The sequence below is a fragment of the Bacillus sp. 3a genome, from assembly GCF_017161885.1.
Lineage (GTDB): Bacteria > Bacillota > Bacilli > Bacillales > Bacillaceae > Bacillus > Bacillus safensis.
Window position 1 is genome coordinate 822,996 of record NZ_CP067376.1, and the last position, 26,162, is coordinate 849,157.

Sequence of the window (26,162 nt, forward strand, 5' to 3'; positions counted from 1 at the left end):
CTCCTTTATAAAAAATACGAGAACATGGCGGCAACCCACTCAAGCGGCCGAGTGAAAAGCGGGCGCTTTGACAATGTTTCTTCTGTCAAGATCTCAGAAACCTCCATATGCTCCCGAATCTTTTCTTCTACGTGTGCAGTAAAAGCGGGATCATCAATGGCTACATCTACTTCTTCGTTTAAAAACAAGCTGCGTTTATCAAAATTCGCGGTACTGATCATACAGCGGCTGTGATCAATCAAAATGGCTTTCGAATGATAAAACCCTTTATAAAAACGATAAACAAGACATCCAGAGGCAATGAGGTCCTTCAAATAATGAAAGCCAGCCTCTTTGACAAGTGGATGATCCGCTTTCATTGGAATGATGATTTCAACTGTGACGCCCCGCTTTCGTGCATCAAGCAGCGCCTTTAGAAGAGGGGCTGATGGAATAAAATAAGGCGTACAGATGATGATCTGTTTCCTTGCCTGCTGAATATCTTGGAGAAATAAAGCTTCTAAAGAAAAACCGGCAGTCGCGCGTGTTGTGCATTGTAATGTTCCCGGTTCCAATGCAGGGAAAACCTCATATTGCAGCTGATGAATGCCAGACGAACGGTACAAATCATTCAGAAATACATGCTGTAGATCTGCGACAACCTGTCCAGTCATCCGCAAATGATAATCCTTCCAAATGCCAAACCGGCCTTTCTTCCCAACATATTCATCGCCTATATTAAATCCGCCAATATAGCCAATTTTCCCATCAATCACCGTAATTTTACGGTGATTTCTCATGTTTAGACGGTAAATCAAAAAAGGAAAACGAGGCTTATTTAAAAAGTAAAATTGAATCCCGCTTCTTTCTAGCATGTCAATCGCCTTTTGATCAAACGGATAGGAGCCTAATCGGTCGGTCAGCAAAAAGACGGAAACGCCTTGCTCTGCTTTGGCTTTCAATGCTTGTAAGACCCTTTGACCAATCTTGTCGTTCTTTACAATAAAGAACATCATATGAATAGAAGAAGAGGCCTGCTGTATATCGGTAAGCAGCTGCTCGAAAAATGGTTCGCCATCATGATAAAAGGTGGCATCGCCGGTTGTTTGGTCAAAAGACCGTTCAAATGCATGCGTAGAAAAATATTTCTTTCCCATATAAAGGTCTAACATGACGAGCAAAACGATGGCAATGAGTACGAGTAGGATGATCAATGCGATCATGAAACTTCCTCCTTTTTTGCATATTTCAATAGTGTACCCAAACGCGCAAAAAATATTGACTGAATACTCATTCATTATTTATGATAGAGGTACAACATGGAAACGGAACAAAGTGGGTTTTGGGGAATGAAAGGGGGAGCAAGATGAATAGCCTTTTAATCATCAACTTGATCGCATTTGCGGCGGTGACCGCTTACGCAGTGTATTTGTTTGTTTATCTCATTCGAACACGAGCGGCGTATATTCGTCTTGGTAAAAAAGAAGAGTTTCAACAAGACATGAAGAAACGCTTAGAGCGTGTTTGGGTCAATGTATTTGGGCAAAAGAAGCTGTTAAAGGACAAGAAGAGCGGCATCATTCATGTGCTGTTTTTCTACGGATTTATCCTTGTACAGTTCGGAGCCCTTGATTTTATTCTGAAGGGGCTTATTCCAGACAGCGGGCTTCCTTTAGGTCCGGTGTACGGCGTCTTTACGTTTTTCCAAGAGATTGTCACACTTCTCATTTTAGTGGCCGTTGTATGGGCGTTCCATAGAAGATACGTGGAGAAGCTTGTTCGTTTAAAACGAGGCTTCAAATCGGGTCTAGTGCTTTTATTTATTGGCGGCTTAATGCTGACAGTGTTACTTGGGAACGGCATGAACATCATCTGGCATGGACACTCTCTATCACCAACTGAGCCAATCGCTTCTAGTATTGCTTTCTTGCTGGGCGGAATTTCACCTCTGGCGGCTGCCATTGTTTTTTATGCCGCATGGTGGGTGCATCTTCTTATTTTGCTGACATTCTTAGTATATGTTCCGCAGTCAAAGCACGCCCATCTGATTGCAGGGCCTGTGAACGTATTTGTCAGCAGATTAGACCCGCCAGGCAAGCTGCAAAAAATCGATTTTGAAGATGAGACACAAGAGACCTTCGGTGTGGGGAAAATTGAAGACTTCCGTCAGTCTCAGCTCATCGATCTTTACGCTTGTGTGGAATGTGGGCGCTGCACGAATATGTGCCCGGCAACAGGGACAGGGAAGATGCTGTCTCCGATGGATTTGATATTAAGGTTAAGAGATCATTTAACCAATAAAGGGGCCGCTATTACATCAAAGACACCTTGGGTCCCGCAGCTAGCCTTCAAGCAGACAACAGGAAACCAGCTGGCACTGCAGGCGAGAGGAGCAGGTGCGGAAGAGTCGGCTGCCAGCTCGATATATCATCCTTCTCTTATTGGAGAGGTCATTACAGAAGAAGAAATCTGGGCATGTACGACGTGCCGAAACTGTGAAGACCAATGCCCTGTCATGAATGAACACGTTGATAAGATTATTGATATGCGCAGATATCTTGTGCTGACCGAAGGGAAAATGGACGCGGATGCACAGCGTGCCATGACAAGCATTGAGCGCCAAGGGAACCCGTGGGGGCTGAACCGGAAAGAAAGAGAAAATTGGCGTGAACTGAGAGAAGATGTGCATGTGCCGACAGTGAAAGAGCTGAAAAAAGCAGAGCAAACCTTTGATTATTTATTCTGGGTTGGGTCAATGGGGGCATATGACAATCGAAGCCAAAAGATTGCGCTTGCCTTTGCGAAGCTACTCAATGAAGCGGGGGTCTCCTTTGCGATCCTAGGCAATAAAGAGAAGAACTCAGGTGATACACCAAGAAGACTCGGAAACGAATTTTTATTCCAAGAGCTTGCTGCAAAAAACATTGAAGAATTCCAGAAAAACGGCGTTACAAAGATCGTCACGATTGATCCACACGCCTATAACTTATTTAAAAATGAATATCCAGACTTCGGACTTGAGGCAGAAGTGTACCATCATACAGAATTACTCGCAGAGTTAGTGAAAGAAGGGAAAATAACACCTGTACATGAAGTAAACGAAGTGATTACCTTCCACGACTCTTGCTACCTAGGCAGATATAACGAAGTGTACGACCCGCCAAGAGACATTTTAAAAGCCATTCCTGGTGTGACGCTGAAAGAAATGGAGCGCAATCGTGAAACTGGTATGTGCTGCGGAGCAGGCGGGGGCTTAATGTGGATGGAAGAAGAGACGGGTACCCGGATTAACACTGCACGAACGGAGCAGGCGTTACAGGTACAGCCGTCCATCATCAGCTCAGGGTGTCCTTATTGCTTAACGATGCTGGGAGATGGGACGAAGGCGAAGGAAGTAGAGGAGCAGGTAGGCACATTTGATGTCGCCGAACTTCTTGAAAAATCAGTGTTTGGTGAGCCTGGAAAGCAGGTGTCGTAAACATGACAGGCCGATGAATAGGATGTTCATCGGCTTATCCATGGCGCTGTTTCATCAGCTGCCTAAATGATATGTAAGCGGTAACAAATGGGGAGGGGCATATATGAGTACGACGGTCATTGTATCTGGAGCAAGAACACCATTTGGAAAACTAGGCGGTGCTCTCAGTGGTTTGACTGCCGCAGAACTAGGCGGTATAGCGATCAAGGCTGCACTGGAAAGAGTTTCGGGTTCTCATGAAATAGATGAGGTCATCATGGGATGTGTGTTACAAGGAGGGCAAGGGCAGATTCCTTCAAGGCAAGCAGCAAGATATGCTGATCTTCCTTGGTCTGTTCCAACACAAACCATCAATAAAGTCTGTGCATCCGGAATGCGCAGTGTGAGCACGGCAGATCAAATCATTCGAGCCGGAGATGCTGAGGTCATCGCAGCGGGTGGTATGGAATCCATGTCTAACGCTCCTTATCTGCTAAAAAAAGCGCGATGGGGCTACAAAATGGGAGATGGTGCAGTACAAGATGCGATGATTTTAGATGGGTTAACCTGTTCGTTTACAGGCGTTCATATGGGTGAGTATGGAAGTACGGCTGCAAAGGAGCTCGGCATCATGCGCGAAGAGCAGGATCTGTGGGCACTCAGAAGTCATGAACGGGCCATCGAAGCGCAAAAAAACGGCTTTTTTCAACATGAAATCACCCCCGTCACCGTCAAAATAAAAACGGGAGAACGGCTGATCACAGAAGATGAGTCTCCGCGGCGTGATACGTCATATGAACGGCTGTCAAAGCTCATGCCTGTTTTTGATCAGAAGGGGACCATCACCGCTGGAAATGCACCAGGTGTCAATGATGGTGCAAGTGCGCTCCTTTTAATGAAAGACACGTATGCTGCACGGCATGACGTAAAGCCAATGGCAGTCGTTCTCGGTCATGCTCAGGTTGCTGTAGAGGCGAAGGATTTTCCGAAAACACCAGCCTTTGCTATCGAGAAGCTTTTAAAGAAAACAGGAAAGCGCCTAGAGGATATTGATTTGTTTGAAATCAATGAGGCCTTTTCAGCTGTGGCTTTGGCATGTGAAAAAATAACCGGGCTCGACCGGCGGAAAATGAATATCAACGGGGGGGCTGTCGCACTCGGTCATCCGATTGGGGCAAGCGGAACACGCGTCATATTGACATTGATTCATGCATTAAGACAAAGAGGCGGAGGCATTGGCATTGCGGCGATTTGCAGCGGAGGCGGTCAAGGAGACGCCATCATGATAAAGGTAGATGAAAAGGGAGGTGTTTATTGATGAGTATAGAAGAGACCGTTATGGTCGTTGGGGCTGGTCAAATGGGATCAGGCATTGCCCAAGTGTTTGCTCAGTCAGGCTATACAGTCCTGCTCCATGATGTATCAGAAAAGCAGATTCATCGAGCGATTTCCTCCATGACCAAACAACTGACGAAGCGGGCAGAAAAAGGAAAGCTGGCACATCAGGCAGTCCGAGATATTACGCAGCGGCTTGCCGTTTCCACAGATTTAAAAGACATGCAGCAGGCTCATTTAGTCATAGAAGCCGCATCAGAACAAATGAGTGTGAAAAAACAAATCTTTGAAACACTTGATCAATTTGCAGAGGCTGAGGCCATATTTGCGACAAACACGTCTTCCTTGTCGATCACAGAATTAGCAGCTGTGACGAGCAGACCGGAGAAAGTGATTGGCATGCATTTTATGAATCCGGTTCCTGTCATGAAACTGGTTGAAGTCATTCGAGCACTGCAAACGAGTGATGACACATATCAAGTTGTTTATGAAACAGCGAAGACATTAAACAAAACCCCAATTGAAGTGGAAGACTTCCCGGGGTTTGTATCAAATCGCATATTGATGCCAATGATCAATGAAGCCATTTACACCCTGTATGAAGGCGTAGCAGATGCAGAAAGCATTGATGACGTGATGACACTTGGGATGAATCATCCAATGGGGCCGCTTCGTCTAGCTGATTTCATCGGACTTGATACATGTTTATTTATTATGAATACCCTTCACGAGGGACTTGGAGACAGCAAATATCGGCCTTGTCCTCTTTTGAAAAAATACGTGAATGCAGGCTGGCTGGGCAAAAAAACAAAGAGAGGTTTTTACACATACCACGACCACTCATAGGGGGAGTCAAGATGGATGTTTTGCTTACGGATAAACAGCGTCTCTGGAGAGAACAGACAGCAGAATTTGCACGCCAGCGTATATTCCCTGAAGTAGAAGCCATGGAACAAGGCCGGTTTCCAAAAAACCTTTTAAGTGAAATGGGACGGCAAGGCTATCTTGGGATTCCAATACCAGCTTCGTATCAAGGCTTAGGAGCAGATTTTACAACGTATATCATCGCAATCCATGAATTATCGAAAGTGAGTGCGACCATCGGTGTCATTGTGTCCGTTCATACATCTGTTGTGACGATGCCTATTTTGACTTTTGGAACGAAGGAACAAAAAGAAACTTATGTGCCGCCGCTTGCATCCGGGAAGAAGCTGGGCGCCTTTTGTTTGACTGAACCAAAGGCTGGATCAGATGCCTCCAGTATTCAGTTAAGAGCAGAGCGTGTGGGCGACGATTATGTATTAAATGGGACGAAAATCTTTATCACAAGCGGCGGAGAAGCAGAGATATATCTTGTCTTTGCGGTGACTGATCCGGCTTCTGCGAGAAAAAATATATCGGCGTTCATTGTCGAGAAAGATACGCCGGGATTTACGATTGGAAAAGATGAGAAAAAGATGGGACTGCACGGTTCAAAAACAGTCACGCTTCATTTTGATGGCGTGCGGATTCCAAAAGATCAGCTGCTCGGTGCAGAAGGAGAGGGCTTTCAAATTGCCATGTCCAGCCTAAATGCAGGGAGAATCGGAATTGCGGCTCAAAGCCTTGGCATTGCAGAAGCCGCTTTAACCGAGGCAGTGGTCTATTTAAAGAAGCATCCAGCAGGTCTTGAAACGACCATTCGGCTGGGCGATTTGGCGGCGAAGCTTGAGGCGGCCAAACTGCTCGTCTATCAAGCGGCTTCTTTCAAAGAGGCAAATCGACCGGTCACAAAGGAAGCATCAATGGCAAAGCTATTTGCGTCAAAAACGGCGGTAGAGATCAGTACAGAAGCGATCCATTTGCTAGGCATGGATGGTTATACGAATCGCTATCAAGCAGAACGTTACTTTCGTGATGCGAAAATTTGTGAAATCTATGAAGGAACAAGTGAAATTCAAAGGCTGGTCATCTGTAAACAGCTAATATGAAACGAGGTGGCTCACGATGCAGTTCCAATTAAGTGATGAACATGAAATGATTCAAAAAATGGTGAGAGACTTTGCGAAAAATGAAGTTGAGCCAACAGCAGCAAAGCGAGACGAAACAGAGACATATGATCCATCTATTTTTCGCAAAATGGCGGAGCTCGGTTTGACGGGTATCCCTTGGCCGGAAGACGTGGGCGGAATTGGCAGTGACTATTTAGCCTACGTCATAGCAGTTGAGGAGCTTTCAAGAGTGTGTGCCTCTACAGGTGTCACTCTGTCCGCTCATACATCTCTTGCTTCATGGCCAATCTATACTTTCGGAACAAAGGAACAAAAAGAGAACTACTTAAAGCCGCTTGCAGAAGGACAGAAGATAGGAGCATACGCGCTTACTGAGAGCGGTTCTGGTTCAGATGCTGGCGGAATGAAGACAATGGCCGTAAAAGCAGGCAGTGAATATGTCTTGAACGGGGCGAAAATTTTTATTACAAATGGGGGCATTGCAGATTATTATATTGTGTTTGCCGTAACAGACCAAGAAGCTTCGTCTCGAAATACAACTGCTTTTATTGTAGAAAAAGAGACACCTGGTTTTTCCGTTGGCAAAAAGGAAAGTAAACTGGGCATACGTTCTTCGCCAACAACTGAAATTCGATTTGAAGATTGCCGAATTCATGAAAGGAACCGGCTCGGTCAAGAAGGAGAAGGGTTCAAAATAGCCATGATGACACTCGATGGCGGCAGAAACGGCATTGCTGCACAGGCGGTTGGGATTGCTCAAGGCGCTCTTGATGCGGCGATTGATTATGCCAAGGAGCGTAAACAATTTGGCAAACCAATCATTCAGCAGCAAGGGATCGCCTTTAAGCTGGCTGATATGGCAACAGCGATTGAAGCATCAAGGCTGCTTACTTATCAGGCGGCATGGCTTGAAACGAAAGGCCTCCCGTATGGAAAGGAATCAGCCATGTCCAAGCTCTTTGCCGGTGATACAGCGATGAAGGTGACGACAGAAGCGGTTCAAATCTTCGGCGGGTACGGCTACACAAAGGATTATCCAGTCGAACGATACATGCGTGATGCGAAAATCACTCAAATTTATGAAGGAACACAGGAAATCCAGCGTCTGGTCATCTCAAGGAAACTGCTAGATATGTAGAAAACAAGCAAAGACCGCCTGAACGTGAGGTGGTCTGTTTTCGTTCGTCATCAGTTTTCAAATGTAAGCGCATTGTCAATGTTCATCCATATCATCATCGTGTTATGTTAAAATTAGGGAAAATATCAATATGGAGGTTATGAACTCAACAATTATGGGCATTTTGGCAATCGTCACGATGGTGATCTGGATCATGGTGTCCGCGGAGCTTTCGAAATCTCCAAAAAAGCAGGAAGAAAAAGAAAACAGCCGCAGAAAACTAATCGTACTCATGTCTGCTGGAATGTTATTCACGATTCCTATCGTTGTCTCACTCATTCAGAACATCCCATTTTAAAACAGACGAGAAAAAACTGAACGACAAAAAGCATGCCGTACACACTCTAGGTGCTCCCCGTGAGAAAAATCAAAAATTAACATCAATAAAGGTGGCATAAACTCCCCTAATTTGTTTATAATGAGAGGTATGGTTTGTCGTAAGAATAAGGTATAAATACTTATTATTTCACTGATAAATGGATACATACATGTAATAGAAAGGGAGTGTCTGACCTTGAGTTTGAAAGAATACTCACAGGAACAGCTCAAACAAATGTCTTTAGTTGAACTTGCTTATGAAATTTTCAGAGACAGCAAAACACCAATTACGTTTTCCGAGTTAATAGATGAAATTGTCCGTTTGCAAGGAATACAAAAATCCGATCTTGATGATCGACTTGCTCAATTTTATACAGACTTAAATATAGATGGCCGCTTTATTTCGTTAGGTGATCAGAGATGGGGACTTCGCAGCTGGTATCCAGTTGATCAAATCGAAGAAGAAGTTCAGCCAGCTGTGAAAACAAAAGCGAAAAAGAAAAAATCAAAAGCAGCTGTCGTTGAAGACGACTTCGATGAGATCGAAGAGGAAGAAGAAATCGACGAGCTTGAAGAAGACCTTGATCTTGTTGAAGACGACGATGATCTCGACCTAGACGATGATGAAGAAATTGAAGAAGATCTTGAAGACTTCGACGAAGATGATGATGAAGATGATGACGGCTTAACGGAGATTGATGAAGACGATTTAGACGATGATGAGGAAGAGAAATAACCCTCTCAAACCGGTCCTCAAAACAGGACAAAACCGTCTTGACTTTCCTGAGCGAACTATGTAGTATGTATTTTGGGCTCTCTAAAAAAGAGTACGTAAAGATACGTTCATTTACGCTCCCTTTCATTTATTTGAAAGGGAGCTTTCTTATTTTTCAAGAGATTTAGGGATACACTCTAAAAAGGATGAAGCTGTGCATGTGTAGACATGCAAGGGTAAAAAAGAGAGGAGCATACGAAATGACAAAGTATATTTTTGTAACAGGAGGAGTTGTTTCCTCACTTGGAAAAGGAATCACGGCTGCATCGTTAGGCCGCCTTCTGAAAAATAGAGGGATGGATGTTACCATTCAAAAATTCGATCCATACATCAACGTAGACCCAGGGACAATGAGTCCATACCAGCACGGTGAGGTTTTTGTCACAGATGATGGTGCGGAAACAGACCTTGACTTAGGTCACTACGAGCGTTTCATTGATATTAACTTAAACAAGTACAGCAACGTCACAACTGGTAAAATCTATTCTACTGTTCTGAAGAAAGAGCGCCGCGGTGATTACTTAGGTGGAACAGTACAGGTCATTCCCCACATTACAAATGAAATCAAAGACCGCGTGTACCGTGCCGGAAAAGAAACGGGTGCAGATGTGGTCATTACAGAAATCGGCGGAACAGTAGGAGATATCGAATCCCTTCCATTCCTTGAAGCCATTCGGCAAATGAAGAGTGACATCGGCCGTGAAAACGTGATGTACATTCATTGTACCCTTGTTCCTTACATCCGTGCAGCGGGTGAATTGAAAACAAAACCAACACAGCATAGTGTAAAAGAGCTTCGCAGTCTTGGTATTCAGCCAAACGTCATCGTGGTCAGAACGGAAATGCCAATGACGCAAGATATGAAGGACAAAATTGCGCTATTTTGTGATATTGATACAAAAGCTGTTATCGAATGTCAGGATGCAGACACGCTATACTCCATTCCGCTTGATTTACAAAAACAAGGGCTGGACAAGCTAGTATGTGAACATATGAAACTTGACTGCCAAGATGCGGACATGACGGAGTGGACAGCGCTTGTTGATAAAGTGCAAAACCTTTCGAAACAAGTCACAATTGGTCTTGTAGGGAAGTATGTTGAGCTGCAAGATGCTTATATTTCAGTCGTTGAATCACTTCGTCATGCTGGTTATGCGTTTGATGCAGATGTTCAAATTAAATGGATCAATGCAGAAGAAGTGACAGCAGAGAATATCGCTGATTTCGTACAAGATGTTGACGGTATTATTGTTCCTGGAGGCTTCGGAGACCGCGGAGTAGAAGGGAAAATCATTGCTACACAATATGCCCGTGAAAACAAAGTGCCATTCTTCGGAATCTGCTTAGGAATGCAAGTGGCATCTATCGAATACGCAAGAAACGTACTAGGCCTTGAGGGAGCTCATTCAGCGGAAATTGATCCTGAAACAGCATTCCCAATCATTGACCTTCTTCCAGAACAGAAGGATGTAGATGATCTAGGCGGAACACTTCGTCTCGGTCTATACCCTTGTAAATTAAATGAAGACTCAAAAGCATTTGCTGCATACAATGACGAAGTGGTCTACGAACGCCACCGTCATCGCTACGAGTTTAATAACGAATACAGACAGCAAATGGAAGCAGCAGGCTTTGTCTTCTCAGGTACAAGTCCAGACGGACGTCTTGTTGAAATTATTGAGCTGAAGGATCACCCTTGGTTCCTTGCTTCTCAGTTCCACCCAGAATTTGTTTCAAGACCGACAAGACCACAGCCGTTATTTAGAGATTTCGTTGGTGCTTCACTTCAAGCATCTGAATCAAAATAAAACAAAAAACTGCCGAGAATATCACTTCTCGGCAGTTTTTTTATTCATATTCCTCGACGATTTCCTTCACAGTAAACGATAGAGCGTGGTAGACGTATAAGCAGGTCATTAAAGCAGGATAACCAAACCTTGTCCCATCTTCAGCGGGCACAAGCGGTTTCTTGAGCTGGAAATCAATGTGGACATCACAATGCTCTTCAATCGTGGACGGCTCCTTTTGTGCCGGTCCTACACCAACAACGGGCGTACCTTGTTCGTGCAGTTCTTTGACAAGAGATTGAATTTCTGGATCTTCTGGGTCTGAATAAAATAGCAGCACCCTGTCACTTGGATGAAGTAAGCTGCGCTCCTTTTGATCGAGCGGCAGTACCTTCGCACCGGGAAATGGCTCCTTGCTTTCAGATGCCTCTAGGGCGACAGCAGCCAGTTCATTCTTTCCGTGAAAATAAACGGCATGTCCACTGACCACAGCCTGTGCAAGAAGGCGTGCACCGTCCTCAATCGCTTCAGCCTGTTTTTCTCCAATACGTGAAAAAATACCTGATAACTGGGTCGTAAAAATTTTTAACAAGACTCATTTCCTCCTTCGGTCAGATCATTTTATAATAGAATATAAAGAGAATATTAGGAAAAATGCTCAGAAAATGTCGTAAAGTAAACTATTATAATTAAAGGAAATGTGAAAATCAAACAGAATTATTTAACAACAGCTCTTTTTATGGCGAAAAATGAAAGTAATGGGGTGTAACAGATGAATGAGAAAATTTTAATTGTCGATGATCAGTACGGTATTAGAATATTATTGAATGAAGTGTTTCATAAAGAAGGCTATCAAACCTTTCAAGCTGCCAATGGACTTCAGGCATTAGATATTGTGAAAAACCATAGACCGAACCTTGTCCTGCTTGATATGAAAATTCCCGGAATGGATGGTATCGAAATTTTAAAACGAATGAAATTAATTGATGAAGACATTCGTGTCATCATTATGACAGCCTATGGAGAATTAGATATGATCCAAGAATCCAAAGAACTCGGTGCATTGACGCACTTCGCTAAGCCTTTTGATATTGATGAAATCCGAGATGCTGTTAAAGAATACCTGCCGCTTGAAACAAATGGCTAGATGGAAATGATTGAATCGAGTCATTCTGTTGCCGATTTGTCGAATAATTGGTATTCTAGAAAAGAAGAAGAAAGCGATCTGACTTTGAAAGTTTACATATGGCGAGAAATTCTGGTCATGCTAGGGTGGAGAGCTTTTTTTAGCAAGCAAATTAGCTACATAGGGAGGATTTTTCATCATGCCTTTAGTTTCAATGACAGAAATGTTGAAAGACGCAAAGGAAAAAGGTTACGCTGTTGGACAGTTTAACTTAAATAACTTAGAATTCACGCAAGCGATTTTACAAGCTGCTGAGGAAGAGAAATCTCCTGTTATCTTAGGAGTATCTGAAGGAGCAGGACGCTACATGGGCGGCTTCAAAACAGTTGTCGCAATGGTTAAAGCGTTAATCGAAGAATATAATGTAACAGTTCCTGTTGCGATTCATTTAGATCACGGTTCAAGCTTTGAATCTTGTGCAAAAGCGATTCATGCAGGATTTACTTCTGTCATGATCGATGCTTCTCACCATCCATTCGATGAGAATGTGGAAACAACTGCGAAAGTCGTTGAACTTGCACATTTCCATGGTGTGTCTGTAGAAGCTGAACTTGGAACTGTTGGTGGGCAAGAAGATGACGTCATCGCTGAGGGCGTTATTTATGCTGATCCAAAAGAGTGCCAAGAGCTCGTAGAACGCACTGGTATTGACTGCCTTGCACCTGCATTAGGTTCAGTACATGGTCCATACAAAGGTGAACCAAACCTTGGTTTCGCTGAAATGGAAGAAATCGGTAAAACAACTGGTCTTCCACTTGTTCTTCACGGCGGAACAGGTATCCCAACTGCTGACATCAAGCGTGCAATTTCACTTGGTACAGCAAAAATCAATGTAAACACTGAAAACCAAATTGCTTCTGCGAAAGCAGTACGCGAAACACTTGCTGCAAAAACAGAAGAGTATGATCCACGTAAATATCTTGGACCAGCTCGTGACGCAATTAAAGCGACTGTTATCGGCAAAATGCGCGAATTTGGTTCTTCTAACCAAGCATAATTTGATGAGAACCGAAAGCCGCCTGAGTCACAGGCGGTTTTCTCCATATCTTGAGAAAGCGCAATCAAATTTACATTTCAGACAATTTATTGATAGGAGAGTGGCACAGTTATGTTATTTTTCGTAGATACAGCGAATATTGAAGATATCAAAGAGGCGCACGAGCTTGGCATTTTAGCAGGCGTCACAACAAACCCTAGTTTAGTAGCGAAAGAAAAGGACGTCTCATTCCACGACCGCCTTCGCGAAATCACTGATGTGGTATCAGGTTCTGTCAGTGCAGAAGTGATTTCCTTAAAAGCAGAGGAAATGATTGAAGAAGGAAAAGAGCTAGCTGCCATCGCACCGAATATCACGGTCAAAATTCCAATGACTACAGATGGCCTTAAAGCTGTCAAAGCATTAACAGACCTTGGAATTAAAACAAACGTCACATTGATTTTTAGTGCAAACCAGGCACTTCTTGCAGCTAGAGCTGGTGCGACGTATGTTTCTCCATTCCTTGGCCGCTTAGATGACATTGGCCAAAATGGTCTTGATCTCATCAGCGAAGTGAAAACTATTTTTGATGTTCATGGATTAGATACACAAATCATTGCTGCATCTATTCGTCATCCGCAGCATGTGACAGAGGCTGCGCTTAGAGGTGCTCATATCGGCACAATGCCGCTGAAAGTCATCAAGCAGCTGACGAAACACCCATTAACGGATGCAGGCATTGAGCAATTTTTAGCAGACTGGAATAAATAAATGATTGTGGCAGGCGGGATCGTCTCTCGTTTGCCGCAGTTTTCCTTATAAACGCTAAGAAATGTTTTGTGCAAAGAAGAGAACATCACAGCCTCGCAAAGCTTCGATTATTTTTCTTCCGACAAATTTCGTTTAACCTGTATTCTTTCTCTTGATATTGGCTAAATTTTGGACAAGACCTTTTAAAGCGCGACATCCACAAACAGTATAACTCCAACAGTGATCTTCTTTAAGAAGGGAGACAAATATGGAAAAGTTAAACATTGCCGGCGGTGATCCCTTGCGCGGGACCGTACATATTAGTGGTGCGAAAAATAGTGCTGTGGCACTGATTCCTGCCACGATTCTTGCTGATTCTCCAGTAACCATTGAAGGCCTTCCGCATATATCAGATATCGACACATTACGTGATCTGTTAGAAGAAATTGGCGGAAAGGTCACTTTTGAAAAAGGTGAAATGGTTGTGAATCCTGTTTCCATGATCAGTATGCCGCTTCCTAATGGAAAAGTGAAAAAACTGCGTGCATCCTATTATTTAATGGGGGCCATGCTGGGCAGATTCAAGCAGGCTGTCATCGGACTGCCAGGAGGATGCCACTTAGGACCTCGGCCGATTGATCAGCATATCAAAGGTTTTGAAGCACTTGGAGCCGAGGTGACAAACGAGCAGGGTGCGATTTATTTGCGCGCTGAAAAATTAGTCGGAGCTCGGATTTATCTTGATGTTGTCAGTGTAGGTGCGACGATCAACATCATGCTGGCAGCCGTACTGGCTGAAGGAAAAACGGTGATTGAAAATGCTGCAAAGGAACCCGAAATTATTGATGTAGCGACACTGCTTGCAAGCATGGGAGCCAAAATCAAAGGTGCGGGTACCGATGTCATTCGAATCGAAGGTGTAGAATCTCTTCATGGCTGTAAGCATTCAATCATCCCTGACCGCATCGAAGCAGGAACATTTTTAATAGCTGGTGCAGCGATGGGAGATGAAGTTGTACTTGATAATGTGATCCCAACTCATTTAGAATCAATTACGGCGAAACTTAGAGAAATGGGGTTCACCATTGAAACGAGCAACGATCAGATGCTGATCGTTGGCAGAAACGAAGGACTCAAGCCTGTCGATATCAAAACCCTTGTGTATCCGGGCTTTCCGACTGACCTTCAGCAGCCGATGACGGCGCTGTTAACAAAAGCAAAAGGCACGAGTGTGGTCACAGATACGATCTACTCAGCCCGCTTTAAGCACATTGACGAATTGCGTCGAATGGGTGCAAACATGAAGGTTGAAGGAAGATCTGCTATTATTACCGGACAAACACAGCTCCAAGGAGCAAAGGTCAAAGCAAGTGATCTGCGTGCAGGCGCTTGTCTTGTTGTCGCAGGGTTAATGGCAGACGGTGTGACCGAAATCACAGGGCTTGAACATATAGACAGAGGATATAGTTTGCTTGAGAAGAAGCTTGAAGGCTTGGGTGCAACCATCTGGCGTGAAAAGCTGAATGACCAAGAAATAGAAGAACTTCAAAATTCATAAGGCTTTGACTGTGAGAGGAGATTTGGACAAAAATGGAAAGAAGTTTATCGATGGAACTAGTACGGGTGACAGAAGCAGCTGCATTAAAATCTGCCCGTTGGATGGGAAGAGGATTAAAAGACGAAGCGGATGATGCTGCAACAAGTGCAATGCGTGATGTATTTGACACCATTCCGATGAAGGGAACAGTGGTCATTGGCGAAGGAGAAATGGACGAAGCACCAATGCTTTATATTGGGGAAAAGCTTGGGAACGGATATGGACCTCGCGTGGATGTCGCTGTTGATCCATTAGAAGGAACAAACATTGTGGCAAGCGGCGGCTGGAATGCCTTAGCTGTCATTGCAGTTGCAGATCATGGCAACCTGCTGAATGCACCTGATATGTACATGGATAAGATCGCAGTAGGTCCAGAAGCGGTAGGCTGCATCGACATTGAAGCGCCTGTCATTGATAATCTTCGCGCTGTTGCAAAAGCAAAAAACAAAGATATTGAAGATGTGGTTGCAACGATTTTAAACAGAGATCGACATGAGAAAATTATTGCTGAACTGAGAGAAGCAGGAGCAAGAATTAAACTGATCGACGATGGTGACGTTGCAGGAGCCATTAATACAGCATTTGATCACACAGGTGTTGATATTCTATTTGGTTCAGGCGGAGCGCCTGAGGGTGTCCTTTCTGCTGTTGCGTTAAAGGCACTTGGTGGTGAAATTCATGGTAAGCTTCTTCCTCAAAGTGAGGAAGAACTGAGACGCTGTGAGAAAATGGGGCTGGATGTTGGGAAAGTCCTCAGAATGGAAGATCTCGTAAAAGGAGATGACGCCATTTTTGCAGCGACAGGTGTAACGGACGGAGAATTACTTAAAGGTGTTCAATTCAAAGGCTCTGTTGGAACAACACATAGTGTTGTCATGCGTGCGAAATCAGGTACGGTTCGTTTCGTAGATGGCAGACACAGCTTAAAGAAAAAACCGAATCTTGTCATTCGTCCGTAATCTGAAAGCGGGTATTCATTACCCGCTTTTCATATAGGTGTCAAATGTATATCATTTTCTTTTAAAAGTTGAATATTCTCTGCAAATGAGGTAAAACTAAAGAGTGCTGCGAAATTTTCTGCGAATTTACTTCTTTTAAGCTTCAACAAGTTTAAATACTGCCGCATCATGACGATATACTCATTATCCTTCTCTATGTTGACAAAGCTCTATTTCACATTGTTCCTATCTTTCACGATAAAACGAGTGGGAGCGTTACCATCAGAGCGAGGTCATTCCAACAACAACGGAATTAAAAGCTAATCAAATACAATGGTCATGCATTTGTAAAGAAATACATTGACTAGAAAAGTGTGGTGTCCATATTGAAAGATGTATCGATTTCATCTTTGGAAAATATGAAATTAAAAGAGCTGTATGAGTTAGCAAAACGATACAAAATCTCTTATTACAGCAAACTAACAAAAAAAGAATTAATTTTTGCCATCTTAAAGGCGAACGCTGAGCAAGAGGATCTCTTATTTATGGAAGGGGTTCTTGAAATTATTCAGTCTGAGGGATTTGGTTTCTTAAGACCGATTAACTACTCCCCAAGTTCTGAAGACATTTATATTTCAGCTTCACAAATCAGACGCTTTGATTTACGAAATGGAGATAAAGTGTCTGGAAAGGTACGACCTCCAAAAGAGAATGAACGCTACTATGGCCTCCTTCATGTAGAAGCGGTAAATGGGGACGACCCAGAATCAGCAAAGGAACGTGTTCACTTTCCTGCACTCACACCGCTATTTCCTGACCGTCAAATGATTCTTGAAACACAGCCTAATCACCTGTCTACTAGAATTATGGACATGATGGCGCCAGTTGGATTTGGACAGCGTGGTTTAATCGTTGCACCGCCTAAGGCTGGGAAAACCATTTTGCTTAAAGAAATTGCCAACAGCATTTCTGAAAATCACCCAGAGGCAGAGCTGATTGTCCTTTTGATTGACGAACGCCCAGAAGAAGTAACAGATATCGAACGTTCTGTTGCAGGGGATGTTGTTAGTTCAACCTTTGACGAAGTACCGGAAAACCACATTAAAGTAGCAGAGCTTGTCTTAGAGCGTGCGATGCGTCTTGTTGAACATAAGAAAGATGTCATCATCTTAATGGACAGCATCACAAGGCTTGCTCGTGCATACAACCTTGTGATTCCGCCAAGCGGCCGAACGCTTTCAGGCGGTATTGATCCTGCGGCTTTCCATCGCCCAAAACGCTTCTTTGGTGCTGCGCGTAACATTGAAGAAGGCGGAAGCTTGACGATTTTAGCCACTGCACTTGTTGATACAGGATCACGTATGGATGACGTAATTTATGAAGAGTTTAAAGGAACTGGGAACATGGAGCTTCATTTGGACCGTTCTTTGGCCGAAAGAAGAATTTTCCCTGCGATCGACATTCGCCGTTCTGGTACGAGAAAAGAAGAACTGCTTGTGCCAAAAGAGCATCTTGATCGTTTATGGGCGATGAGAAAATCGATGTCAGATACACCTGACTTCGCTGAGAAGTTCATGCGCAAAATGAGAAAAACAAAGACAAACCAAGAATTTTTCGATATTTTAACGCAAGAATGGAAACAAGCCAATATGTCTGCATCAAGAAGATAGCTTCTCTGAAAAAATACATTTGCAATCATAGACTCACACTGTTATAATTTTATCATGTGCGTTTCAGAATTTATTTCTGAGATATTAACTCTGTTTCCGAATTGGATTCAGGGCGGAAGGAGATGACAGTAGATGAAAACAGGAATTCATCCTAACTACAAAAAAGCTACAGTCAAATGCGCTTGTGGAAATGAGTTTGAAACTGGATCAGTAAAAGAAGAGGTACGCATCGAGATTTGCTCTGAGTGCCATCCTTTCTATACAGGCCGTCAAAAATTCGCTTCTGCTGATGGACGTGTTGACCGCTTTAACAAAAAATACGGTCTTAAGTAATAATAGATACAATAAACAGGCAGGAATCCGTTCTTGCCTGTTTTTTTACGTGGATTGATGGAACTTTAAAACGGGGGAGAAGACCTTATGTATGTGATGAAACAAAGCGGTTGGCTTGAAGTCATCTGCGGCAGTATGTTTTCTGGAAAGTCGGAAGAATTGATTCGGAGAGCCAAAAGGGCCACCTTTGCCAAACAAGAAGTAAAAATATTCAAACCAGCGATTGATAACCGATATAGTACAAGCTCAGTTGTGTCACATAACGGTTCATCATTAGATGGGATTGCAGTAGCCTCACCAAAAGACATAATAACGCACATATCAGAAAGAACCGATGTCATTGGCATTGATGAGGTGCAATTTTTTGATGAGACAATCATTGACATTGTCACTCAATTGGCTGACCAAGGCTATCGAGTCATTGTTGCAGGCCTGGATCAAGACTTCAGAGGAGAGCCATTTGGTGTTGTTCCGCATTTAATGGCATGTGCAGAGCTTGTAACAAAACTTCAAGCAGTTTGTTCGGTATGCGGCTCCCCAGCGAGTAGAACACAACGCTTGATCGACGGTAAACCCGCATCCTATGATGATCCTATTATTTTAGTAGGTGCGCAGGAATCATACGAAGCACGATGCAGACATCACCATGAAGTACCAAGACTTGATGTTGGTACAACACTTGACAAATAAAAAAATAGCAAATGCCGCTGTGTTTCGTTTTTCGAGATTTTGGCTGAACACCCATCATTTGTACTTAAATAAATTAAATAACACTACGATTAAATTATCTAATTTTCAACGCTTGCGTTTTGTCATAAGCAGGCATAAAATGACTAACTGTAGTGTAAAGCATTTAAACGAAAAGTTCGATTTCTTGTCATAATTTTTTTGATTAAGGATTTTTCTCCTTAATCGTTCTTTGGATTAATAGTTCACTTTATTTATATTTTAGAAAGAGGGTAGTTTTTGATGAACAACGTGAAGAAAACAAAAGAAGGGTACCTCGAAACCACTTTGACAGGTAAAGATGTATTATCGATTCCAACGTTGAACAAAGGCGTTGCTTTCTCTGAAGAAGAAAGACAAGAGCTTGGACTAGAAGGCTTACTTCCTCCAACGGTTCTAACTTTAGAACAGCAAGCGGAAAGAGCGTACAAGCAGTTTCTAGCTCAGCCGGATCGTCTTCGTCAAAACGTATACTTAAGTGATTTGCAAAACCGTAACGAAGTATTGTTCTACAAGCTTCTAACAGAAAAGCTTCGTGAAATGCTTCCAGTTGTGTACACACCAACTGTTGGTGAAGCGATTCAAGAATACAGCCATGAATACAGAAGACCTCATGGTGTCTATCTTTCAATCGACGACATTGACGGAATCGAGAAAGCATTTGAAAACTTGCACGCAACTGCTGGAGATATTGACCTCATCGTTGCAACTGACTCTGAGAGTATTCTTGGAATTGGTGACTGGGGTGTTGGTGGTATCAACATCGCAATCGGTAAATTAGCTGTTTACACGGCTGCAGCAGGTATTGATCCTAGCCGCGTGATTCCAGTTGTATTAGATGTTGGAACAAACAATGAAAAATTATTGAATGATCCATTATACATTGGGAACCATCATAAACGTGTACAAGGTGAAAAATACGAAGAATTCATTGATGCTTATGTGAAAGCAGCACTTAAATTCTTCCCGAAAGCATTGCTTCACTGGGAAGACCTTGGAAACAAAAATGCGCGTAACATCATGAAAAAATACAACGATAACATCTTAACGTTCAACGATGATATTCAAGGTACTGGTGCCATTACTTTAGCGGGTGTTCTTGCAGCTGTCAAGAAAACTGGTACTCAATTGAAAGATCACCGTGTTGTCATCTTCGGAGCTGGATCAGCTGGTATTGGAATCGCAGATCAAATGCGTGACACAATGGTTCTTGAAGGTCTAACAGAAGAAGAAGCAAACAATGCATTCTGGACATTAGACTACAGAGGATTGCTAACAGATCAATTTGAAGATGAAGTGCTTGATTTCCAAAAACCATACCTGCGTACTTCTGATGAAGTAGAAGGTTGGGCACGCGATGAAAAAGGGCAAATCTCATTTGCTGAAACTGTTCGCAGGGTGAAGCCGACCATCCTTATCGGTACATCAGGTCAAGGCGGCGCATTCACTGAAGAAATCATTAAAGAAATGGCAGCTCATACAGAGCGTCCAGTGATCATGCCAATGTCTAACCCAACACCGCTTGCTGAAGCTGTGCCAGAGGATCTATTCAAATGGACTGACGGCCGTGCGCTTATTGCAACAGGAAGCCCGTTCGAAAACGTTGAGTATAACGGAATTGAACATGAAATCGGACAATCAAACAATGCGTTCGTTTTCCCTGGACTTGGTCTTGGTTCAATCGTAACAGAATCAAAAATCATCACAAAAGGCATGTTCGTTGCTTCTGCGAATGCAATTGCTGAAATGGTTGATCATGAGAAACCAGGTGCTGGTCTTCTTCCAAGTATTGATAAATTGCAAGAAGTGTCAATTCATGTAGCTGTTGAAGTAGCGAAAGCAGCAATTGAAGATGGTGTCGCAAGAAAAACGCCTGACAACATCGAACAAGCTGTGAAAGACGCAATGTGGATTCCTGAATATAAAAAAATTGTAAGAGCATAATAAAATGTGTAATGCGGCATTGCTTCGGGTAATCTAAGCAATGCCGCAATAAATAAGAAACATGTAAAGGATTTAAGGAGGAAGAGTAAGATGGACTTTTTAAATATTTTGATCCTCCTAGCACCGATTTTTTTCGTTATCGCGCTGGGTTGGTTCGCAGGGAACTTCGGCAGCTATGACGCTAAATCTGCAAAAGGTGTAAGTACACTTGTTACAAAGTATGCTTTACCAGCGCACTTTATCGCCAGTATTCTGTCAACACCAAAAGATAAATTCTATAGTCAAATTCCATTTTTCGTTGCATTGATTTTCGGAATCGTTGGTTTTTATATCATTATCCTTTTAGTTACGAAATTTGCTTTTAAATATGATTTAACAGATTCTTCTGTTTTCTCGTTAAACTCAGCACAACCGACCTTTGCATTTATGGGGATTCCGGTCTTGGGCAGTTTATTTGGAGCTCAAGAGGTTGCAATTCCGATTGCGATTACCGGAATAGTTGTAAATGCATTGCTTGATCCAATTGCTATTATTGTGTCAACTGTCGGTGAAAAAACAAAAGGAAAAGCCAAAGAAGGCGAAAGCTTCCTAAAAATGACGACAAAAGCAATTTTGCACGGTTTATCAGAGCCGCTTGCACTTGCACCGTTAGCCAGTATCATTCTTGTTCTTTTAGGATTTAAACTTCCTGCAATCGGACATGAAATGTTAGAGGAAATTGGCAGCGTCACATCAGGGGTTGCGTTATTCGCAGTCGGTGTCACTGTTGGTATTCGCAAAATTAAATTAAGCTTGCCAGCCTTCAGTATTGCATTGCTAAAAGTAGCTGTACAACCATTACTTATGTATTTTATTGCTGTTCTTATGGGTCTTTCGGCTGATGAAATTACAAAAGCTGTATTACTTGTAGCCTTCCCAGGTTCAGCTGTTGCAGCAATGATCGCAACACGATTTGAAAAACAAGAGGCGGAAACTGCATCCGCATTTGTGATCAGTGCCATCATGTCACTCATCACATTACCGATCATTATTGCACTTACCGTATAATATAGTAGAAAGGCTGCCAAACGAGGCAGCCTTTCTTAGCGAAATGAATGAAACAGAGGGAAGAGTACACGCTTTTTTTTGATGTCGGGGTGTGCGATTTCCTTTTTTTCTTCTACTTGTGACGGTTGTTTCAAGGCTGCGGCGAGGCGGTCAAATTTTGTGGATAAGTCTTCAATTTCTCTGCGGTGCTGAAGCAGCTGATACGATACACCTTCATCTGCCTTTTTAGCCAATTTCCGTTCAAGCTCTTGCAGGCGGTCTTCTACATCAGTGACATGTAATTGCTGCTGAATGAGCGCTTTCACTTGTTTTTCTAATGCTTCAATCCGCTGTATAGAGACATCAGCTTCGGCAGCAGGTGCTGATTGACGAACGGTTTCCTTATGGATTGGCAGTTGAATATCTTGGAGGATCACACCTTCACTCATTTGGTGTTTGACCTCTTTGAGCAGCTGTACAATATCATCATGAAATTCATAATGTCCAAGTTCATTCCGGGCGACAGGGATGTTGAGCTGTTTGACCCAGCGCTGAATCGTCTTTGAAGAAACACCAATTTCCTTTGCAACCTCATTTGTATTCAAACCAAATGCCCTCCCTTTTTTCAATTACAAGTACCATTCTCTTTAAGGAGTTCCTGTTCCTTCACGTTAGACAAAACAAGTAACCAATCGCCAAAGATCGTGTTTTCTAGCGAAAAATTGCAGGAATTCAATTGTTTTGGAAATTTTTTTGACTGTCATACCCCGCTATACTATAATTAGACTGTTACGCACAAAACAGAGGTGAAGACCATGTTAGACCGTTTAAAATCAATTGAAGAACGCTATGAAAAGCTAAATGAATATTTAAGTGACCCTGAAGTGGTGAACGACCCTAAGAAGCTTCGTGAATATTCGAAAGAACAATCCGATATTCAAGAAACTGTTGAGGTATATAGACAATATCGTGCGGCATACGACCAGCTGAATGATGCGAAAGCAATGCTCGAAGAGAAGCTGGATGCCGAGATGCGCGACATGGTCAAAGAAGAAATTTCAGAGCTCACGGAAGAAACGGAACGTTTAGAAGACGAGCTGAAAATCTTGCTGATCCCGAAAGATCCGAATGACGATAAGAACGTTATTGTGGAGGTTCGTGGTGCAGCGGGTGGAGAAGAGGCTGCTCTTTTTGCGGGAAATCTTTACCGTATGTACAGCCGTTATGCTGAAATGCAAGGCTGGAAAACGGAAGTTATGGAAGCAAGTGTCACTGGCACAGGCGGTTATAAAGAGATCATCTTTATGATCAGCGGGAAAGGCGCATACTCCAAACTAAAGTTTGAAAATGGTGCACACCGCGTGCAGCGTGTTCCAGAAACAGAATCAGGCGGACGGATCCATACATCTACTGCGACAGTCGCTGTATTACCTGAGGCTGAGGAAGTTGAAATTGATATCCATGAAAAAGATATCCGTGTGGATACATTTGCATCAAGCGGACCTGGCGGACAAAGTGTCAATACGACCATGTCTGCTGTTCGATTAACTCACCTTCCAACAGGTGTTGTTGTGTCCTGTCAGGATGAGAAATCACAAATTAAAAACAAAGAAAAAGCCATGAAAGTACTTCGTGCGAGAATTTATGATAAATTCCAGCGAGAAGCACAGGCTGAATATGATCAAACACGTAAATCTGCGGTTGGAACAGGGGATCGTTCAGAGCGTATCCGTACGTACAACTTCCCGCAAAACCGTGTAACAGACCACCGCATCGGATTGACGATTCAAAAGCTTGATCAAATTTTAGAAGGAAAACTTGACGAGGTCATTGATGCACTAATTATGGAAGACCAAGCAAGAAAGCTTCAAGATGCAAAATAAAGAGCGAACAATCTTCGAAGCCCTTAAATGGGCTTCTTCTTTGTTAACGGAAGCTGGCAGAGACCAAAATGCAGCAGAACTCCTGTTGATGCATGTGCTCGGCTGGAGCAGAAGTGAGCTTCTTGCACGATTTCATGATGCGCTGCCTGAGGAGCAAGATCAACTGTTCAGCAAATTTGTGACACAGCATAAGGCGGGTGTTCCTGTTCAGCATTTAACGGGTATTGAATTCTTTTACGGACGTCCTTTCGAGGTGAACAAGCATGTTCTTATTCCTCGTCCTGAAACGGAAGAAGTTGTTCTGGCGGCGCTCAATTTGGTAGGTGACGTTTTCCCGCCCGATCAGCCGCTCAAAGCAGTTGACGTTGGCACAGGAAGCGGAGCCATTGCGATTACGCTGGCTCTTGAAAAAAAATCACTATCTGTCACAGCAACTGATATCTCACAAGAAGCGCTTGCGGTAGCAAAACGCAATCAACAAGCGCTCGGTGCAGACGTTCATTTTTTACATGGAGATTTGCTTGAACCGGTTATAGCTCAAGGCATTAAAGTAGATGTATTTATTTCCAATCCACCTTATATTGCGGCGGAAGAAATGGACAGTCTGTCTGAGGTTGTGACGAAGCATGAGCCGGTGAATGCGCTGACGGACGGACGCGATGGCTTGTGGTTTTATCAGCGTCTCGTTCATGATCTTCCCAGCGTGCTGAGTGATCAAGCAGTTGTTGTCTTTGAAATTGGACATACGCAAGGTCAAGATGTCACAGCGCTACTTGAGCAGGCATTTCCTAAAGCGGATGTCTGCATCGTCAAAGATATTAACGGAAAAGATCGAGCTGTTTGCGCACACATTCAAAACGGAAAGTCCGGCTGAAGAAAGCCGGACTATTTTATTATGTAAAGATGAAACTTATGGTAAAAGAGAAACGTATATATAGAAGAATGAACATTCTGATCATGATTTTTTACATAAATTTGTTTTGAAGGAGCGAATGGTGTGAACAAAAGGTATGCGATGGTGTTGGTCATCGTCAGTGTACTATTGATTGTGAGTGCTTGTGGTAAACCGAGCTTTAAAAAAGAGGCAGCAGCATTTGGAGAAAGCTATAAAAAAGCACAATACACAGTGAATCGAACGGATGACCTATCTGACATGAAAGAGAAGCTGAAGGTTTATTTAACCGAACATGAATATCAAGAATATACACAAGACAGCATGTTCCCGAGCATATTAGAAGCGGCGAAGGATCAGGATTGTCAAATTAAGCTGAAGAAAATTATGTTTACGCCTTCAGATGAAAGCGATGACAGAATTGAATTTAACTATGAAATGGTGATCCAATTTATCGATCAAAAAGGGAAAGTCAAAAAAGAAATCGAGAAAAAAGGAGCCATGACTGTCATTAAAACAGAATCTGGTTTAAAAATCAGTCGAGATTGGGATGGGAGACTATATCCTTCTGACTACCAATCCTCACTCAAAAGTCGTTCTTAATGAGAACGGCTTTTTTGTTTTGACTCATAATCTATTAAAAAATTCATATTGACTGTTTATGAAATGAGTTTCCTGGACACAATGTTTGTAGCGAAGAGAAAAAGTGGGGGGAACACACAATGTTGAAAAATAAAACGATGATTTGTCTTTATATGTTTCTATTATTATGCGGTGCTTTTGCAAACCTTGGCAAGGAGGAGACAGCCGCTGCTTCTGCAAATCAGCCTGTTGTCATACCAGATGAGGCGATTCGATTACGCATTTTAGCAAATAGTGATCGTTCAGCGGATCAGGATGTGAAAAGAAGTATTCGTGACGAGGTCAATGCGAATATGACGGAGTGGGTGAAAGACCTCACATCCATTGAAGAAGCAAGACGTGTCATTCGATCAAAGCTGCCAGAAATCAATCGTATTGCTAAAGCGAAATTGAAGGAACAGCACATTGATCAATCCGTATCGGTCAGTTTTCAAAAAGCTTCATTTCCAACAAAGCTCTATGGAAATTTCGTCTACCCTGCTGGGAAATATGAAGCCATTTTAATTACGCTTGGAGAAGGAGACGGTGCCAACTGGTGGTGTGTGTTATTTCCACCGCTCTGCTTTATCGATTTTTCAAACGGAGAAGCCATCGCCTCACCAGAAGGGGATGATGATAAACAAGTGACAGCGAAGCAAACGAAAGAGTCTGTTAATGAAGTGGTGAAAGAAGAGGAAGAAGAGACAGGTGAAGTAAAGTTCTTTTTGTTCGAATGGGTCTCTAGTCTTTTCTCTTAAAAAAGGTATAAATCGGTTTTTGCCTCATAGAGTTGAAGTAAGA

25 protein-coding genes are annotated in these 26,162 nt (G+C 42.9%); 22 read left to right on the forward strand and 3 right to left on the reverse strand.

Annotated elements, in window-relative coordinates; genetic code table 11:
* Nucleotides 1–5: 5 nt before the first annotated feature.
* Nucleotides 6–1,202, reverse strand: a complete 1,197-nt coding sequence (gene cls, locus JJ692_RS04000) for a cardiolipin synthase (protein WP_206534255.1) — start codon at nucleotides 1,200–1,202, stop codon at nucleotides 6–8.
* A gap of 143 nt (nucleotides 1,203–1,345) precedes the next feature.
* Here cls and JJ692_RS04005 point away from each other — a divergent pair, with 143 nt between their 5' ends.
* The 8 genes from JJ692_RS04005 to pyrG all read left to right on the forward strand — a co-directional run bounded on the left by JJ692_RS04005 (nucleotide 1,346) and on the right by pyrG (nucleotide 10,840).
* Nucleotides 1,346–3,457 (forward strand): heterodisulfide reductase-related iron-sulfur binding cluster, encoded by a 2,112-nt coding sequence (locus JJ692_RS04005; protein ID WP_206534256.1) that lies wholly within the window; start codon nucleotides 1,346–1,348, stop codon nucleotides 3,455–3,457.
* Between the two features lie 103 nt (nucleotides 3,458–3,560).
* Nucleotides 3,561–4,754: an acetyl-CoA C-acetyltransferase gene (locus JJ692_RS04010; protein WP_206534257.1), complete on the forward strand. Its 1,194-nt coding sequence runs from the start codon at nucleotides 3,561–3,563 to the stop codon at nucleotides 4,752–4,754.
* Nucleotides 4,754–5,617 (forward strand): 3-hydroxybutyryl-CoA dehydrogenase, encoded by an 864-nt coding sequence (locus tag JJ692_RS04015; protein WP_024423755.1) that lies wholly within the window; start codon nucleotides 4,754–4,756, stop codon nucleotides 5,615–5,617. The genes JJ692_RS04010 and JJ692_RS04015 overlap by 1 nt, the downstream gene beginning before the upstream one ends.
* Nucleotides 5,618–5,628: 11 nt before the next feature.
* Nucleotides 5,629–6,741: an acyl-CoA dehydrogenase family protein gene (locus JJ692_RS04020; protein WP_024423754.1), complete on the forward strand. Its 1,113-nt coding sequence runs from the start codon at nucleotides 5,629–5,631 to the stop codon at nucleotides 6,739–6,741.
* A gap of 16 nt (nucleotides 6,742–6,757) precedes the next feature.
* Nucleotides 6,758–7,900, forward strand: a complete 1,143-nt coding sequence (locus tag JJ692_RS04025; protein WP_151039757.1) for an acyl-CoA dehydrogenase — start codon at nucleotides 6,758–6,760, stop codon at nucleotides 7,898–7,900.
* A 139-nt stretch (nucleotides 7,901–8,039) separates the two neighbouring features.
* Nucleotides 8,040–8,237, forward strand: a complete 198-nt coding sequence (locus tag JJ692_RS04030) for a hypothetical protein (RefSeq protein ID WP_197172998.1) — start codon at nucleotides 8,040–8,042, stop codon at nucleotides 8,235–8,237.
* Between the two features lie 216 nt (nucleotides 8,238–8,453).
* Nucleotides 8,454–8,993, forward strand: a complete 540-nt coding sequence (gene rpoE, locus JJ692_RS04035; RefSeq protein WP_044330927.1) for a DNA-directed RNA polymerase subunit delta — start codon at nucleotides 8,454–8,456, stop codon at nucleotides 8,991–8,993.
* A gap of 239 nt (nucleotides 8,994–9,232) precedes the next feature.
* On the forward strand, nucleotides 9,233–10,840 hold the full coding sequence (gene pyrG / locus JJ692_RS04040; protein WP_024423750.1) for a glutamine hydrolyzing CTP synthase: 1,608 nt from the start codon (nucleotides 9,233–9,235) through the stop codon (nucleotides 10,838–10,840).
* Between the two features lie 40 nt (nucleotides 10,841–10,880).
* Here the strand turns inward: pyrG and JJ692_RS04045 are convergent, their stop codons facing one another.
* The gene (locus JJ692_RS04045; RefSeq protein WP_024423749.1) at nucleotides 10,881–11,411 is read right to left on the reverse strand and encodes a DUF2529 domain-containing protein; all 531 of its coding nucleotides are present in this window, start codon (nucleotides 11,409–11,411) and stop codon (nucleotides 10,881–10,883) included.
* A gap of 180 nt (nucleotides 11,412–11,591) precedes the next feature.
* On the opposite strand from JJ692_RS04045, the gene JJ692_RS04050 reads away from it, so the two are divergent.
* From JJ692_RS04050 to JJ692_RS04095, 10 genes are all read left to right on the forward strand, one after another.
* Nucleotides 11,592–11,966, forward strand: a complete 375-nt coding sequence (locus JJ692_RS04050) for a response regulator (RefSeq protein ID WP_003214681.1) — start codon at nucleotides 11,592–11,594, stop codon at nucleotides 11,964–11,966.
* Nucleotides 11,967–12,144: 178 nt separating this feature from the next.
* The gene (locus JJ692_RS04055) at nucleotides 12,145–13,002 is read left to right on the forward strand and encodes a class II fructose-bisphosphate aldolase (protein ID WP_024423748.1); all 858 of its coding nucleotides are present in this window, start codon (nucleotides 12,145–12,147) and stop codon (nucleotides 13,000–13,002) included.
* Between the two features lie 111 nt (nucleotides 13,003–13,113).
* A complete protein-coding gene (gene fsa, locus JJ692_RS04060) occupies nucleotides 13,114–13,752 on the forward strand; it encodes a fructose-6-phosphate aldolase (protein WP_024426351.1) in 639 nt (212 codons plus the stop codon).
* A 247-nt stretch (nucleotides 13,753–13,999) separates the two neighbouring features.
* Nucleotides 14,000–15,289 (forward strand): UDP-N-acetylglucosamine 1-carboxyvinyltransferase, encoded by a 1,290-nt coding sequence (locus JJ692_RS04065; RefSeq protein ID WP_024423746.1) that lies wholly within the window; start codon nucleotides 14,000–14,002, stop codon nucleotides 15,287–15,289.
* 32 nt (nucleotides 15,290–15,321) lie between these two features.
* Nucleotides 15,322–16,287: a class II fructose-bisphosphatase gene (gene glpX, locus JJ692_RS04070; RefSeq protein ID WP_012011567.1), complete on the forward strand. Its 966-nt coding sequence runs from the start codon at nucleotides 15,322–15,324 to the stop codon at nucleotides 16,285–16,287.
* Nucleotides 16,288–16,652: 365 nt separating this feature from the next.
* A complete protein-coding gene (gene rho, locus JJ692_RS04075) occupies nucleotides 16,653–17,936 on the forward strand; it encodes a transcription termination factor Rho (protein ID WP_008354975.1) in 1,284 nt (427 codons plus the stop codon).
* A 132-nt stretch (nucleotides 17,937–18,068) separates the two neighbouring features.
* Complete coding sequence (rpmE, locus tag JJ692_RS04080; protein WP_003215407.1) at nucleotides 18,069–18,269, forward strand: 50S ribosomal protein L31; 201 nt, start codon at nucleotides 18,069–18,071, stop codon at nucleotides 18,267–18,269.
* An 87-nt stretch (nucleotides 18,270–18,356) separates the two neighbouring features.
* Nucleotides 18,357–18,959: a thymidine kinase gene (locus JJ692_RS04085; RefSeq protein ID WP_024423745.1), complete on the forward strand. Its 603-nt coding sequence runs from the start codon at nucleotides 18,357–18,359 to the stop codon at nucleotides 18,957–18,959.
* Nucleotides 18,960–19,238: 279 nt separating this feature from the next.
* Nucleotides 19,239–20,939: an oxaloacetate-decarboxylating malate dehydrogenase gene (gene malS, locus JJ692_RS04090; protein ID WP_206534258.1), complete on the forward strand. Its 1,701-nt coding sequence runs from the start codon at nucleotides 19,239–19,241 to the stop codon at nucleotides 20,937–20,939.
* A gap of 90 nt (nucleotides 20,940–21,029) precedes the next feature.
* Complete coding sequence (locus tag JJ692_RS04095) at nucleotides 21,030–21,986, forward strand: AEC family transporter (protein ID WP_024423743.1); 957 nt, start codon at nucleotides 21,030–21,032, stop codon at nucleotides 21,984–21,986.
* A 35-nt stretch (nucleotides 21,987–22,021) separates the two neighbouring features.
* On the opposite strand, the gene racA is transcribed toward JJ692_RS04095, so the two are convergent.
* Entirely contained in the window at nucleotides 22,022–22,570 is a 549-nt protein-coding gene (gene racA, locus JJ692_RS04100; RefSeq protein ID WP_206534259.1) for a chromosome-anchoring protein RacA, read from the reverse strand.
* A 210-nt stretch (nucleotides 22,571–22,780) separates the two neighbouring features.
* Here racA and prfA point away from each other — a divergent pair, with 210 nt between their 5' ends.
* From prfA to spoIIR, 4 genes are all read left to right on the forward strand, one after another.
* Nucleotides 22,781–23,848 carry a peptide chain release factor 1 gene (gene prfA, locus JJ692_RS04105; protein WP_024423741.1) on the forward strand — a complete coding sequence of 356 codons (1,068 nt, stop codon included), beginning with the start codon at nucleotides 22,781–22,783 and terminating at the stop codon, nucleotides 23,846–23,848.
* The gene (gene prmC / locus JJ692_RS04110; RefSeq protein ID WP_151039759.1) at nucleotides 23,838–24,722 is read left to right on the forward strand and encodes a peptide chain release factor N(5)-glutamine methyltransferase; all 885 of its coding nucleotides are present in this window, start codon (nucleotides 23,838–23,840) and stop codon (nucleotides 24,720–24,722) included. The genes prfA and prmC overlap by 11 nt, the downstream gene beginning before the upstream one ends.
* 141 nt (nucleotides 24,723–24,863) lie before the next feature.
* Nucleotides 24,864–25,343 carry a hypothetical protein gene (locus tag JJ692_RS04115; protein ID WP_024423739.1) on the forward strand — a complete coding sequence of 160 codons (480 nt, stop codon included), beginning with the start codon at nucleotides 24,864–24,866 and terminating at the stop codon, nucleotides 25,341–25,343.
* Between the two features lie 122 nt (nucleotides 25,344–25,465).
* On the forward strand, nucleotides 25,466–26,119 hold the full coding sequence (gene spoIIR, locus JJ692_RS04120; RefSeq protein WP_225315514.1) for a stage II sporulation protein R: 654 nt from the start codon (nucleotides 25,466–25,468) through the stop codon (nucleotides 26,117–26,119).
* Nucleotides 26,120–26,162: the final 43 nt, after the last annotated feature.

Bases quoted from the DNA above. Each gene is read 5' to 3' on its own strand.
- prfA (WP_024423741.1), top strand. From the start codon at position 22,781: ATGTTAGACCGTTTAAAATCAATTGAAGAACGCTATGAAAAGCTAAAT.
- pyrG (WP_024423750.1), top strand. From the start codon at position 9,233: ATGACAAAGTATATTTTTGTAACAGGAGGAGTTGTTTCCTCACTTGGA.
- JJ692_RS04085 (WP_024423745.1), top strand. From the start codon at position 18,357: ATGTATGTGATGAAACAAAGCGGTTGGCTTGAAGTCATCTGCGGCAGT.
- JJ692_RS04055 (WP_024423748.1), top strand. From the start codon at position 12,145: ATGCCTTTAGTTTCAATGACAGAAATGTTGAAAGACGCAAAGGAAAAA.
- JJ692_RS04020 (WP_024423754.1), top strand. From the start codon at position 5,629: ATGGATGTTTTGCTTACGGATAAACAGCGTCTCTGGAGAGAACAGACA.
- cls (WP_206534255.1), bottom strand. From the start codon at position 1,202: ATGATCGCATTGATCATCCTACTCGTACTCATTGCCATCGTTTTGCTC.
- JJ692_RS04030 (WP_197172998.1), top strand. From the start codon at position 8,040: ATGAACTCAACAATTATGGGCATTTTGGCAATCGTCACGATGGTGATC.
- JJ692_RS04050 (WP_003214681.1), top strand. From the start codon at position 11,592: ATGAATGAGAAAATTTTAATTGTCGATGATCAGTACGGTATTAGAATA.
- JJ692_RS04010 (WP_206534257.1), top strand. From the start codon at position 3,561: ATGAGTACGACGGTCATTGTATCTGGAGCAAGAACACCATTTGGAAAA.
- JJ692_RS04065 (WP_024423746.1), top strand. From the start codon at position 14,000: ATGGAAAAGTTAAACATTGCCGGCGGTGATCCCTTGCGCGGGACCGTA.
- glpX (WP_012011567.1), top strand. From the start codon at position 15,322: ATGGAAAGAAGTTTATCGATGGAACTAGTACGGGTGACAGAAGCAGCT.
- JJ692_RS04025 (WP_151039757.1), top strand. From the start codon at position 6,758: ATGCAGTTCCAATTAAGTGATGAACATGAAATGATTCAAAAAATGGTG.
- JJ692_RS04015 (WP_024423755.1), top strand. From the start codon at position 4,754: ATGAGTATAGAAGAGACCGTTATGGTCGTTGGGGCTGGTCAAATGGGA.
- JJ692_RS04095 (WP_024423743.1), top strand. From the start codon at position 21,030: ATGGACTTTTTAAATATTTTGATCCTCCTAGCACCGATTTTTTTCGTT.
- rpmE (WP_003215407.1), top strand. From the start codon at position 18,069: ATGAAAACAGGAATTCATCCTAACTACAAAAAAGCTACAGTCAAATGC.
- JJ692_RS04005 (WP_206534256.1), top strand. From the start codon at position 1,346: ATGAATAGCCTTTTAATCATCAACTTGATCGCATTTGCGGCGGTGACC.
- malS (WP_206534258.1), top strand. From the start codon at position 19,239: ATGAACAACGTGAAGAAAACAAAAGAAGGGTACCTCGAAACCACTTTG.
- JJ692_RS04115 (WP_024423739.1), top strand. From the start codon at position 24,864: ATGGTGTTGGTCATCGTCAGTGTACTATTGATTGTGAGTGCTTGTGGT.
- fsa (WP_024426351.1), top strand. From the start codon at position 13,114: ATGTTATTTTTCGTAGATACAGCGAATATTGAAGATATCAAAGAGGCG.
- prmC (WP_151039759.1), top strand. From the start codon at position 23,838: ATGCAAAATAAAGAGCGAACAATCTTCGAAGCCCTTAAATGGGCTTCT.